We start from the raw sequence: 13,568 nt of genomic DNA, 5'->3' as shown, positions 1-13,568 counted from the left end.
ATGAATTTACAAATCCCCCGACAAACATACAGATAAACATAACAATTCCCCGCTCCGCAATGAAACACCGCATCATCCCCTCTATCATTTGCGATTTCATTTGCGGAGCATTTTTACCTGTTGACAATCAGCCGTCCTCAATCATAAAATACCCCTAGAAACAACCACATCCATCGTCACAGGGCTGACTCCGGTAATGAAACAGCGTTTGATGCTGGAATAGGTACCGGATTTTATCTTGTTGAAGAATGCACGCAGATATCCTTCCTTGTGCGTTTCCTTCGTATATCGGTGCAGGCTTTCGGCATCCGAAAGGATGGCATTGATAAAATGGTCATACTCATCGATAAAAAGATAAATATCCTGACCAGCACGCTCACACTCATGATAAAGATAGTCTAATTGTTCTACCGCCCCATTCTTTGCGTCCAACTGTTCTTTGATACCCTGCGGCAGGTATTCCGCATAAATATCACAGAAATAGTCGAAACAGGTTTGGCAATGTGCGTCCAATCCGGCACGATAGTTATGCAGTTCGCCAATGATACCGGAGAAATTGAGATACAATACCAAGTAGCTGTTCCAGTCACGTGTAAGATACTTCCCTATGTAGAGGTCTCCAAACAGGGCGTCGAATTTATCCTTGGTTCGTACATCATAGTAATGTTACAGCATATTCAGCGTCAGACTTTTGCCGAAACGACGCGGACGGATAAAGAAAAAATAACGGTTGGAGCGTTTTATCAACGGGATATACATGGTCTTGTCCACATAATAATAACCATCAAGGCGTATATCCGCGAAATTCATCATGCCGTAGGGCAATAATTTCTTATCTGATGATACTACAAATTCCATAATCTATGCTGTTTTAGCCGGTATACCTCCCCATAGGGTACACACAAAGATACTTTCTTTCTGCTACTTTCCCAACAATTGCAACTTCTTTTTGTTTGGCCACACAAATTTAGCCCTCTATGCTCATGCCCACAGGCTATCGTTTTCCGTAACGGCAGAAGACAAACAAGTGGAAACAGGATTCTTCGGTCTTTTTCTTGAAACTTATTGCAAATTATCCATATTTGACCTACATTTGTCAAATCAAAAAAAAGAACACAAGCGTCTCTAACATCTATATATGTCTGGTCTGCCCTGTAATGAAAGGATGGATTGTACCCAATGCCCTAAAGCAGTGGAGAATAGCATCCATTACACACATAACAAAAAAGGTTTCCACTTACCCCCACATAAGTGTGAAACTAATATCTTATTTTTCTTACTCAAAGGCCAAATACTCATCAATAGTGAAGAATATGCCGGTACTATCATCAATCCCGGAGAATTTGTACTGCAAGCTATCGCATCAAAAGTGGAAATACTGGCCATGACAGACTCGGAAGGTATTCTGTACACATTCGATGACCCCAAAGCTTTCTGTTATGACCGCTATACCTATATATTGAAAAACGTGCCCCCGCCACTCATCTCCGAGCCACTTAAAATAAAGCCCGAAATAAAGCTTTTCCTTGAAGGAGTTACCTCCTATCTGAATATAGACAAAATCTGTAAAGAACTGCTTGAATTCAAGCGTAAAGAACTGTATTATCTACTGGCGCACTACTATACAGACTATGAGCTTTCCCCCATTGTACACAGTTTGTCCAAGTATACCAACAGCTTTGAATATTTTATATTAAAACACCACAAGCAAATAAAGTCTGTAGAAGACTTCGCACAACTGGGCGGCTATAGCGTCACCACCTTCCGCCGTATTTTCAAGGCTATCTTCAACGAACCGGCCTATGAATGGATGATGAAGCAGCGCAAAGAAAGCATCCTCTACCAATTGCGCTATACAGAGGCTTCCATCTCCGAAATCTGCTTCGAACATGGATTCGAATCTCTCTCACATTTCTCCAACTTCTGTAAGAAGTTCTTTGGCGATTCTCCCAGAAACATCCGTAAAAAAGAAAAGAAAGAAACTCCACCCAATATATAACGATAAAAAATGCCCCACCAAAGGCAGGGCATTCTCAAATATCAAGTAAAACTAACCGTGATTAGTCTTTCAGCTTCGCAGCAATAAATTCACGGTTCAAACGAGCGATGTTGCTGATAGAAACCAACTTCGGACATTCTGCCTCACAAGCACGAGTGTTTGTACAGTTACCAAAGCCCAGTTCATCCATCTTGCTCAACATAGCTTTTGCACGACGTGCAGCTTCCACTTTACCCTGAGGTAACAGTGCCAACTGGCTGACCTTTGCAGAAACAAACAACATGGCAGAACCATTCTTACATGCAGCAACACAAGCACCACAACCGATACATGCAGCAGCATCCATAGCCTCGTCAGCAATAGGTTTTGCAATAGGAATTGCGTTAGCGTCAGGAATACCACCGGTATTGATTGACACGTAACCACCGGCCTGCATAATTTTGTCGTATGCGCTACGGTCTACCATCAAGTCGCGGATTACCGGGAAACCGGCAGAACGCCAAGGCTCAACAGTAATGGTGTCACCGTCTTTGAAACGACGCATATAAATCTGGCAGGTAGTAGCACCTGTAGCAGGTCCATGAGGATGTCCGTTGATATACATAGAGCACATACCGCAGATACCTTCGCGACAGTCGTGGTCGAATACGATAGGTTCTTTACCTTCATTGATAAGCTGCTCGTTCAAGATGTCCATCATTTCCAGGAATGAGGTATCACCCGGAATATCTTTCATTTGGAAGGTATCAAAATGTCCTTTGTCCTTAGGACCTTTCTGACGCCAAACTTTCAGTGTGAAACTTATATTTTTATCCATGATTTCTATACAATTAATAATTAAGACTTATAGTTACGAGTTTGAACCTTAACGAACTGATAGTTCAAATCTTCCTTGATCAATTCGGGTTCTTTTCCTTCACCGGTGTATTTCCAGCAAGCTACATACGAGAACTTGTCATCGTGACGAAGTGCTTCACCTTCCGGAGTCTGGTGTTCTTCACGGAAGTGACCACCACAAGATTCCTCACGGTTCAATGCATCGTAAGCCATCAGCTCACCGATTTCGATGAAATCAGCCAGGCGGATTGCCTTTTCAAGTTCTACATTCAATTCATTAGCTTCACCCGGAATGCGAAGGTCGCTCCAGAAGGTCTTTCTTACTTCTTTCAGTTTAGCCAGAGCAGTAGTCAAAGATTCCTTGGTACGTCCCATACCTACAAAGTCCCACATGATGTGACCCAGCTCCTTGTGAATAGAGTCTACAGAACGATGACCCTTGATATTCATCAGTCTCTGGATCTTATCGTTTACAGCCTTTTCGGCAGCTACGAATTCGGGAAGGTCTGTTGAGAAACGGGGAACCTGAATCTGGTCTGACAAATAGTTCTGGATAGTGTAAGGCAATACGAAGTAACCGTCAGCCAATCCCTGCATCAATGCAGATGCACCCAAACGGTTTGCACCGTGGTCAGAGAAGTTAGCTTCACCGATAGCATACAGACCCTTGATAGAGGTCATCAGTTCATAGTCAACCCAGATACCACCCATCGTATAATGGATAGCCGGGAAGATCATCATCGGAGTTTTATACGGATTTTCATCAGTGATTTCTTCGTACATATCGAACAAGTTACCGTAACGGGCACGAACTACATCTTCACCCAGACGATCGATAGCATACTTAAAGTCGAGGAATACAGCCAAACCTGTGTTGTTCACACCGAAACCTGCGTCGCAACGTTCTTTCGCAGCACGTGAAGCAACGTCACGAGGAACCAAGTTACCGAATGCCGGATAACGACGTTCCAGATAGAAGTCACGGTCTGCATCAGGTATATCAGTCGGTTTCTTAGTTCCTGCCTGCAATGCCTTGGCATCTTCCAGCTTTTTCGGAACCCAAATACGTCCGTCATTACGCAATGACTCAGACATCAAAGTCAGTTTAGACTGCTTGTCACCGTGTACAGGAATACAGGTCGGGTGGATCTGTGCAAAACAAGGATTAGCAAAATAAGCACCTTTGCGGTAAACCTGCATAGCAGCCGATCCATTTGACGCCATAGCGTTGGTAGACAAGAAATAAGTATTACCATAACCACCGGTACCGATTACTACTGCGTGAGCAGCAAAACGTTCAATCTTACCTGTAACCAAGTTACGGGCAATGATACCACGGGCGCGTTCCACACCTTCGTTATCCTTAATCAGCACAACGTCCAACATTTCATAACGAGTGTACAATTTCACGTTACCACGCTGAACTTCACGGCTCAATGCAGAATAAGCACCCAACAACAACTGCTGTCCGGTTTGGCCGCGGGCATAGAATGTACGTGATACCTGAGCACCACCGAATGAACGGTTGTCAAGCAAACCACCGTATTCGCGAGCGAAAGGAACACCTTGAGCTACGCACTGGTCGATAATAGCATTTGACACTTCGGCCAGACGGTAAACGTTGGCTTCGCGTGCACGGTAGTCACCACCTTTAATTGTATCATAGAAAAGACGGTAAACGGAGTCACCATCATTTTGATAATTCTTAGCAGCATTGATACCTCCCTGTGCAGCGATGGAGTGTGCACGACGGGGAGAGTCCTGGATACAGAAGTTTAATACCTTGAAACCCAGAGCACCCAGTGAAGCAGCAGCCGAAGCACCTGCCAAACCGGTACCTACCACAATAATGTCAAGACGACGTTTGTTGGCAGGGTTTACCAATTTTTGATGAGCTTTATAATTGGTCCATTTCTCGGCTAAAGCGCCTTCAGGAATTTTAGAATCTATAGTAGCCATATTCATTTACAATTTTATCATTTACAATTTACGATTAGCAAGCACCACAAGCGAGTGATTTTACGAAGTAGATAACGACTACTGCTGCAAAACCAAGAACTACCAAAGTAGAGTAGATGTTACCAATAGTCTTCCAACGCTCGAACCAGATTTTGTTGCTCCAGCCCAATGTCTGCAAAGCGCTCCAGAATCCGTGAGTCAGGTGGAACCATAAAGCTGCTAACCAAATGAGGTAAAGCACTGTAAATACAGGGCATCCGAATGTTTCACGGATGTAAGCGGCACCGTCTGTAGGGCCGAACGCACCTAAATCATGAACACCGATGATTTCGGCAAACTGCATTTTGTACCAGAAATTGGCAAAGTGAAGAGCCAATCCGGCAATGACGATAATACCCAGGACAAGCATGTTCTGAGATGCCCATTCCACAGTTTTAGGTTTAACGTTCACTGCATAGCGTTCGCTACCACGAGCTGCACGGTTCTGCATGGTCAACCAGAAAGCGTAGATGATGTGGATTACGAACAGAGCAGCCAGTCCGGCAGTTGCAACCAACGCGTACCAGTTAGCTCCCAAGAATTCACAAATCATGTTGTAAGCATCTTCCGAGAAGAGCGCAACAAGGTTCATCGCCATGTGAAACGTCAGAAACAGGACAAGGGCGATACCTGTGACACTCATCACCACTTTCCTTCCAATAGATGAATTACTTAACCACATAAATGATTGAATTTAAATTATTTAATTGTTAGAACTAAAAATTCTGTTAAAAGCTGTGTATTCACGATGCAAAAGTAAAGGAATTCTAGCGATAATACAAGGAATTATGGAAATTATTCTTTAATTCGGGAAGGGTAAATGCGAATTACATTATTTTTCTATCTTTGTACCGAACAAAAACCAAACAAAATGGATATACGAAGAATTATTTTCCTCTTGTTGACAGTAAGTTTTACATTCAGCCTCCCGGCCCAGAATATAGATATCAACACATTGAAAACCATCAATAAATGGAAGGTACACGGCCTCAGCAGAGGACTATCCGCCAGCGGAGTGATTCTGCCCGTAGGAGTGCCTGCCGCCATGGGACTCTATGCATTGATAAAGAAAGACCAGCCGATGCTGAAAGATGCCGTTTACATAGGAACCAGTGTGATTGAGGCGGTAGGTATCACATACGCTGCCAAACATATCATAGGACGTGACCGGCCTTTTGTAAAGTATCCGGATAAGATTCATGCATACGGAGCACCGGATGCAGACAGCCCGTCGTTTCCTTCAGGACACACAGCCGCCGCTTTTTCCCTGGCAACTTCGCTTTCTATCACTTATCCCAAATGGTATGTCATCGCTCCTTCTGCCGTATGGGCCTGTGGAGTGGGGTTTGCACGAATGAACCAAGGAGTGCATTATCCCAGTGATGTAGTGACAGGAGCAGCGATCGGAGTAGGATGTGCTTTTGCAAATATTTATGTAAACCGATGGCTGAATAAGGTGCTGTTCGGGAGACAGATAAAGTGATGGTTGGATGCAGGAGTGCAACTATGCGCCCCTGCAGTTTAATATAAAGTCTTGACTATCGTTTTTTTAGCAGCAATCCTTCAAAATCCGGTTGTTCCAGCAGCTCCAGTGCTTTCCTGATACTTTCATTGGCATCATTGATGACATGATAATACTCATTCATATCCCATAAATCACGGGCTATCAATGCTTTCATCTGCAATTTCAGCAAAGGAAGGGCCTTCTGGTATTCTTCTTCATTATATTCCACTCCCATCTCCTTGCCGGTAGCAACCAGTTGTGCCAACATATCCGGAGTCACTTCAAAACGTTTGTAGAATTCATTGAAAGTCTTGTATTTGCCCAGCCATTCTTTACGATGGGCATCAATAAAATGAAAGTGAGCTTTCATCAACGCCCCTTTATCACGCAACTGACGATGATATTTAGTATAGAGAGTCGTATCAATCGGCACAAAATAATCGGGCATAATTCCCCCACCGCCATATACCGTACGAGCCAGCTTATGAGTTTTGAACTTCAGTGAATCCGGGAAGTGAATGCTGTCTTCACTCATCATCTCTCCTTTATTATAACGGTCTATCAGGTCCTCATTATACTTTTCAATGCTTTCGTAAGGTTTCTGGATACAACGTCCGGCAGGAGTATAATAACGGGCCACCGTCAAACGAATCATCGACCCGTCCGGCAAATCAATGGGACGCTGTACCAAGCCTTTACCAAAGCTGCGCCGGCCCACAACGACTCCTCTGTCCCAATCCTGAACAGCTCCCGTCACAATCTCACTGGCAGAAGCCGAGAATTCATCGACCAATACAATCAGACGACCATTCTGGAACTCGCCCGTACCTTTAGCAAAAAATTCACTACGGGGATTACGACGGCCTTCCGTATAGACTATCAGTTCCTTTTTACCCAGAAACTCGTTGGCAATATCGATGGCAGCGTTCAAATAACCTCCGCCATTGCCTTGCAAATCAAGAATCAAATCTTTCATCCCTTTTTTCTGCAATTCAGCTAACGCTTTCTTGAATTCCTCATGGGTAGTGGCGGCAAAACGGTTGATACGGATATAACCAATCTTATCTTTAATCATATAGGAAGCATCCAGGCTGTAAACAGGTATTTTATCCCTTTTCACCGTAAAAGGGAGCAATTCCTTCACCCCTCGGCGAAGTATTTTCAAATTCACTTTTGAATCTTTAGGACCACGAAGACGACGCATGATATCTTCGGTGCTCATCTTTACACCGGCTATCAGCGTATCTTCCACCATGACGATACGATCGCCGGCCAGAATACCTGCTTTTTCGGAAGGACCGCCCGATACGGGCTGTATCACCAACAATGTATCTTCTGCCATATTGAACTGTATGCCGATACCTTCAAAGTTTCCCTGCAGCGGCTCGTTCATTTTCTTCACTTCCTCCGGGTCGGAATAAGTAGAGTGAGGATCAAGCTGTTCCAGCATTTTTACGATGGCTTCCTCTACAAGTTTCCCCTCATTGACTTCGTCTACATAAAGGTTGGCAATGGCAAACTCCGCCAACTGTAATTTGCGTGCCGGAGAATTCAGAAACTTATTTTCCTGAGCCTGTACGGCTACAATAGAAAAAAAGCAGGCAATCAAGCCTGCAAAGTACATAGTATATTTCATGATCAGTCTATTTTCATTCCTTCAGGTAAGAATGGTGTTACGTCTTTACCAAACTGCAATAATTCTCTCACAATAGTAGAGCTGATAGAAGTAAGTTCCGGCTCCGTAAATAACAGAATAGTTTCTATACCGGCCAGTTTCCGGTTGATATCGGCTATGGTTTCCTCATATTCAAAATCGTGTACGGTGCGGATTCCACGAACAATGAACTGCGCTTCTTTAGCTCTGGCAAAGTCTATGGTCAAACAATCGTAAGCGTCGATCTTTACCCGGGGATCATCAGCAAAAAGTTTCTCAATCATCTCCACTCGTTTCTCTGTAGGAAACCAAGTCTTCTTATTCTCATTGATACCGATACCGATTACCACTTCATCCATAAAGGTCAATGCTCTTTTCACGACCGAATAATGGCCGATGGTAAAGGGATCAAATGTCCCCGGAAATATGGCTCTTCTCATATTTGTTAGTGATTCACGCAATGTCTTCTTCTATAACAAGGTTATCTATAATAAAATTCTGACGTTCCATGGTGTTCTTACCCATATAAAACTCCAGCAATTCTTTCACCAGGTCAGTCTTGCGGAGGGAAACTTGCTCCAGACGCATGTCTTTGCCGATAAAGTGCTTGAATTCATCGGGTGAGATCTCTCCCAAACCTTTGAATCGGGTAATTTCGGGATTGGGGCTTAACCGTTCGATAGCGGCAATCCGTTCTTCTTCCGAATAACAATATACGGTTTCATAAACTCCTTTCTTGCGGTTGCGGACACGGAATAAAGGGGTTTGAAGGATATATACATGACCTTTCTTTATCAAGTCAGGGAAGAATTGCAGGAAGAAAGTAATAAGCAATAAACGGATGTGCATACCGTCTACATCAGCATCTGTAGCTACAATTACCTTATTATATCGTAATCCTTCCATACCGTCCTCTATGTTCAGAGCAGCCTGAAGCAGGTTAAACTCTTCATTCTCATATACAATCTTCTTGGTCAGCCCGTAAGAATTCAACGGCTTACCACGCAAACTGAATACTGCCTGAGTATTTACATCACGGCTCTTGGTGATAGAACCGCTTGCCGAGTCTCCCTCGGTAATGAAGATGCAGCTTTCCTCCTTCTTGTCCCCTTTGACATCGTTCAGATGAAAGCGGCAGTCACGTAACTTCCGGTTATGAAGATTTGCCTTCTTGGCTCGCTCACGTGCCAGTTTCGTCACTCCGGCTATCGCTTTACGCTCTTTCTCCGACTCCTGAATCTTCTGCAACATCACATCGGCCACGTCCGTATGCTTGTGCAGATAGTTATCGACCTCAGTCTTTACAAAATCACCTACAAATTTATTGACGGTAGGACCACCGGGAGCCATATTGGTAGAGCCCAGCTTGATTTTAGTCTGACTTTCGAACAACGGTTCCTCCACATTGACGGCAATGGCAGCCACCAGTCCGTTACGGATATCGGAATAATCCATGTTCTTGTTGAAATATTCCTTGATGGTACGGGCAATATGCTCTTTGAAAGCACTTTGATGCGTACCTCCCTGAGTCGTATGCTGTCCGTTGACAAAAGAGTAATACTCTTCACCATACTGGCCGGTATGCGTAAAGGCTATCTCAATATCTTCTCCTTTCAAATGGATGATGGGATATAATCCCACAGCCGTCATGTTGTCGTTAAGCAAATCCACCAACCCGTTACGGGACAAGATACGCTGACCGTTATAGATAATGGCCAGTCCTGTATTCAGATAGGTATAATTGCGGAGCATGGTTTCCACAAACTCCGGACGGAAACTGTAATTCTCAAATAACAGGTTATCCGGTTCAAAGAAAATATAAGTACCGTTCTCCTCTGTTGTATTTTGTGTGGTATCCGTCAACAAGTCTCCCTTGGCAAAGGTAGCGATACGCACCTTTCCATCACGATAGCTGCGCACCTCGAAGCGCGAACTCAATGCGTTGACAGCTTTCACACCGACCCCATTCAGTCCGACACTCTTCTTAAACGCCTTACTGTCATATTTACCTCCCGTATTCAGCACACTTACAGCCTCAATAAGTTTTCCCTGCGGAATACCCCGACCATAGTCACGCACGCTGACACGGAGATTTTCTTCAATGATAATCTCAATCTTTTTACCCGCCTGCATTTTGAATTCATCGATACTGTTGTCGAGAACTTCTTTCAGAAGGACGTAGATACCGTCCTCGGCATGTGATCCGTCACCCAACTTTCCAATATACATACCGGGACGGGTACGCACATGCTCCATGTCACTGAGGTGGCGGATGTTATCGTCGGTATATTCTACAGCGGGATTGTTTATCAGTTCGTTGTTTTCTTCCATATTGACTTATCACATTTTTATATATCGTTGTTACAGAATACTCTTTTTATAAGCACGACGGCGTTTATGCTGCTCGGTCTTGAAATATTCCCACTGGGCCTGCACCTTTCCATTCAGTTCCAGTTCCGGATTACTTTCGGCATACTTGAATCCCAGTTGCTGATATACAGGAATCAAGTCCGAGAATAACAAAGCATTGACTCCTTTGTTCTGATACTCAGGTTTTACAGCAACCAGCAACAAGTCCAGCATAGGGGGATATTTATGCAAAAACAGCACTTTCAGCAAATGATACCAGCCCATAGGCAGCAAACGCCCCTTCGCTTTTCGTAACGCTTCGGACAAAGAAGGCATTGAAATACCCACCGCCACCAGTTTATCTTCAGCATCGGTCACCAAGGTCACCATACGCAAATCTACAATAGGCAAATACATCTTTATATACTGGTTAATCTGTCCTTGAGACAAAGCCGAGAAACCATAAAGCGGAGCATAAGCCTCATTCATCAATTCGAAGATAGCCTGGCCATATTCGGCCGCAATTTTCTTACCCGATGTATATTTCTTCACCTTCAAGTTAAACTTACGTTGAATCAAATCACTGATACGCTTATGCTTATCAGGAATTGCATCCGGAATATAAATTTTATATTCCACCCAATCGGCATCCTTTTCGAATCCCAACTTCTCCATATGCTGTGGATAATAAGGATAATTATAGATAGTCGCCATGGTGCTCAATTGGTCGAATCCTTCTATCAGCATACCCTCCGCATCAAAGTCGGTAAAGCCCAAAGGTCCCTGAATGGTATCCATTCCCTTCGATTTACCCCATTGGGCTACTGCATCCAACAAGGCGCGTGATATTTCGATATCATCCAGGAAATCAATCCATCCGAAACGGACTTCTTTTTTATTCCAAGTTTCGTTTGCGCGTTTATTTATAATCCCTGCAATACGTCCTACCACCTTGTTATCCTTATATGCCAGAAAATACTCCGCCTCACAAAACTCGAAAGCGGCATTCTTCTTCGGGCTGAACGTATTCAGCATATCATCGTACAAGTCGGGTACGGAATAAGGATTCTCTTTGTATAACTCGTAGTTGAACCGTATAAATGTCTTAAGTTCTTTCTTTGAACTGACTTTTTTAATGGTAATAGCCATGCTGTATTTTTATAAAAATTCAGGGTGTAAAGATAGAAGTTTTTTTGCAGATAACTTATTCTTTTTATGGCTTTTTTACTGTTGGGCAATAAGATAGGCGGTATAAACGACATAACAGCCAACCATCAATGCGCCTTCAAGACGGGTTATGGTACGTTTACGGAAAAACCAGCCTACCAGCCACAACAACAGGGAGGAAGCAATCAGCACACTTAAATCGAGATTATTTATATTCCCCATCGGAAGCGGTGATACCGTAGCGCTGCACCCCAGTACAAAGAATATATTGAACAGATTGCTACCGATGACATTGCCGATAGCAATTCCCGGATTCTTCTTTAAAGCTGCCGTAACAGATGTAGCAAGCTCCGGCAAGGAAGTACCTCCGGCTACCAATGTCAGTCCGATTACCGATTCACTGACACCCCATGAACGGGCAAGCCCGCTTGCCCCGTCGACAAAAAGCTGTCCGCCAAATATGAGCCCGGCCAGTCCTCCTGCAATATACAACACCGATTTCCATACAGGCATTTCCTTAATCTTCTGCTCTTCTCCTGCCTCATCTGCCCCATTACGAGCGATAGCAAATGTATAACGCATAAATATAAGGAAGAAAGCCAACAGAACAAACCCATCGGAACGGCTGATAACATTGACCGCTTCCCTGTCCAGCATCATGTCATTGGCACAGACAAACAGTACCAATGAAGAAAGAATGACTAACGGAATCTCTTTACTCATCGTCCCCTCACCTACTTTTATGGGGAGTACCAACGCAGTACAGCCTATAATCATCAAAGCATTGAATATATTACTACCCACCACATTACCAATAGCCATTTCAGCACTGCCATTCAATGCAGAAAGCACACTGATAACCAATTCGGGAGCCGAAGTGCCAAAAGCTACAATGGTAAGCCCGATTACCAAATCAGAAATACGGAAACGTTTGGCAACCGCTGCAGAACCATCTGTCAAGCCATTTGCACCAGCCAAAATAAGAGCCAGACCACCAATCAAAAGGAGTGTATTCAACATAACAAAGAGTACATTTACAGTTTTACACCGCAAATGTACTCTTTTTCCCTAAAATAACTATCCCTATTTGGTGCGTTTTACAGTATAGATTACTTTTCCTTTCTTATCAATCATATGCATATCCAGTTCTTTCTTGTCTGCCGTGAAGATAGAAAAGCCCGGTTCGGGACTGCAGAACTGAGTGCCTTCCACTGGTTTTACCTTACGGCTCAACGAACCTGCCGAATTTACCACATAGTCGATATCACTGCCCGGCACACGAAGATGCTGGAAGTTATGAATGTGTCCGCATGCATAGATATCCACCTTATGTTTACGGAGGATAGGATCCAGACGTTTCTGCATATCGCTGCGTTCACTGTCGTCTTTCGACGTTTCAGCATAAATGGGATGATGCCCTATTACGACAACCCAATCTTCTTTGGCAGCAGTAAGCACAGAGTCTATCCATGCCAGTTGCTTGTCCATGTCCTGTTTGCAGGCATCCGGATAAGTTTCGCTCTCGTTACGGTATTTGTCAATCAGAGGAGCGGTATCTATCATCACAAAACGGATGGCAGTTCCTTTCTTCTCAAAAACTTTGGTATAATAACGACCAGGCATCGACCAGCGACGACTCACATTGGTATAATCCAACACAGCCTGCGTATTACCCCGGTATTCATGATTTCCCAAGATCGGGAACCAGTCTATCATCAGTTCGGGATGGCTGTAAATCAACTCGTAGTTGGTCATCCAAAGCGGATCGTTAACGCTGCGTACACCTTCAAAGTGGTGCACGTCTCCAGCTGCAAACACACACTCGGGACCAATAACATCCGCCATTTCTCCCATCAGCTCGGCTATGGGCTTCTGGTCATAATAACCGTTACGTCCCAAATCGTTAGCCATATAAAAATTCAGTTGTTTCTCCAGTCCTTTCCAATCTTGTGGAGTCTGGGCACACACATTCAGGCAGATAGCCGCACCAATGACAACAATCCATACCCATGTCAATACTTCTTTCATTTTTCTAATCATCATCAACGTTTTCATATACT

At 43.9% G+C, this 13,568-nt stretch carries 11 protein-coding genes and 1 pseudogene; 2 read left to right on the top strand and 10 right to left on the bottom strand.

The window, feature by feature from the left end; all coding sequences use genetic code 11:
* Nucleotides 1-156: 156 nt before the first annotated feature.
* Nucleotides 157-858: pseudogene (locus GKD17_RS00155) on the bottom strand (AAA family ATPase); the annotation flags it as partial.
* Nucleotides 859-1,138: 280 nt separating this feature from the next.
* Between GKD17_RS00155 and GKD17_RS00145 the strand changes: the two are divergent.
* Nucleotides 1,139-1,999, top strand: coding sequence for a helix-turn-helix domain-containing protein (locus tag GKD17_RS00145; protein ID WP_007854854.1), 861 nt, complete (start codon nucleotides 1,139-1,141; stop codon nucleotides 1,997-1,999).
* Nucleotides 2,000-2,060: 61 nt separating this feature from the next.
* On the opposite strand, the gene GKD17_RS00140 is transcribed toward GKD17_RS00145, so the two are convergent.
* The 3 genes from GKD17_RS00140 to GKD17_RS00130 are packed head-to-tail and all read right to left on the bottom strand — an operon-like array spanning nucleotide 2,061 to nucleotide 5,516.
* Nucleotides 2,061-2,816: a succinate dehydrogenase/fumarate reductase iron-sulfur subunit gene (locus GKD17_RS00140; RefSeq protein WP_005843870.1), complete on the bottom strand. Its 756-nt coding sequence runs from the start codon at nucleotides 2,814-2,816 to the stop codon at nucleotides 2,061-2,063.
* A 20-nt stretch (nucleotides 2,817-2,836) separates the two neighbouring features.
* Entirely contained in the window at nucleotides 2,837-4,795 is a 1,959-nt protein-coding gene (locus GKD17_RS00135; RefSeq protein ID WP_005945354.1) for a fumarate reductase/succinate dehydrogenase flavoprotein subunit, read from the bottom strand.
* A 34-nt stretch (nucleotides 4,796-4,829) separates the two neighbouring features.
* Nucleotides 4,830-5,516 carry a succinate dehydrogenase/fumarate reductase cytochrome b subunit gene (locus tag GKD17_RS00130; protein WP_007834359.1) on the bottom strand — a complete coding sequence of 229 codons (687 nt, stop codon included), beginning with the start codon at nucleotides 5,514-5,516 and terminating at the stop codon, nucleotides 4,830-4,832.
* A 189-nt stretch (nucleotides 5,517-5,705) separates the two neighbouring features.
* Between GKD17_RS00130 and GKD17_RS00125 the strand changes: the two genes are divergently transcribed.
* On the top strand, nucleotides 5,706-6,317 hold the full coding sequence (locus tag GKD17_RS00125; RefSeq protein ID WP_032935984.1) for a phosphatase PAP2 family protein: 612 nt from the start codon (nucleotides 5,706-5,708) through the stop codon (nucleotides 6,315-6,317).
* Nucleotides 6,318-6,372: 55 nt separating this feature from the next.
* On the opposite strand, the gene GKD17_RS00120 is transcribed toward GKD17_RS00125, so the two are convergent.
* The 6 genes from GKD17_RS00120 to GKD17_RS00095 form a co-directional block, all read right to left on the bottom strand.
* Nucleotides 6,373-7,974 carry a S41 family peptidase gene (locus GKD17_RS00120; protein ID WP_007834357.1) on the bottom strand — a complete coding sequence of 534 codons (1,602 nt, stop codon included), beginning with the start codon at nucleotides 7,972-7,974 and terminating at the stop codon, nucleotides 6,373-6,375.
* 2 nt (nucleotides 7,975-7,976) lie between these two features.
* Nucleotides 7,977-8,432 (bottom strand): pantetheine-phosphate adenylyltransferase, encoded by a 456-nt coding sequence (coaD, locus tag GKD17_RS00115; protein WP_007834356.1) that lies wholly within the window; start codon nucleotides 8,430-8,432, stop codon nucleotides 7,977-7,979.
* 13 nt (nucleotides 8,433-8,445) lie between these two features.
* Nucleotides 8,446-10,323 carry a DNA topoisomerase IV subunit B gene (locus GKD17_RS00110; RefSeq protein ID WP_007834355.1) on the bottom strand — a complete coding sequence of 626 codons (1,878 nt, stop codon included), beginning with the start codon at nucleotides 10,321-10,323 and terminating at the stop codon, nucleotides 8,446-8,448.
* A 30-nt stretch (nucleotides 10,324-10,353) separates the two neighbouring features.
* Complete coding sequence (locus tag GKD17_RS00105) at nucleotides 10,354-11,490, bottom strand: hypothetical protein (RefSeq protein ID WP_007834353.1); 1,137 nt, start codon at nucleotides 11,488-11,490, stop codon at nucleotides 10,354-10,356.
* A 75-nt stretch (nucleotides 11,491-11,565) separates the two neighbouring features.
* On the bottom strand, nucleotides 11,566-12,528 hold the full coding sequence (locus GKD17_RS00100) for a calcium/sodium antiporter (RefSeq protein WP_005849851.1): 963 nt from the start codon (nucleotides 12,526-12,528) through the stop codon (nucleotides 11,566-11,568).
* Between the two features lie 63 nt (nucleotides 12,529-12,591).
* On the bottom strand, nucleotides 12,592-13,563 hold the full coding sequence (locus GKD17_RS00095; protein ID WP_007834351.1) for a metallophosphoesterase: 972 nt from the start codon (nucleotides 13,561-13,563) through the stop codon (nucleotides 12,592-12,594).
* Nucleotides 13,564-13,568 lie beyond the last annotated feature (5 nt).

It is taken from the genome of Phocaeicola dorei, from assembly GCF_013009555.1.
GTDB classification, from domain to species: domain Bacteria; phylum Bacteroidota; class Bacteroidia; order Bacteroidales; family Bacteroidaceae; genus Phocaeicola; species Phocaeicola dorei.
The sequence above is the reverse complement of the archived record's forward strand: the minus strand, read 5'-3'. Positions and strand labels throughout refer to the sequence as shown.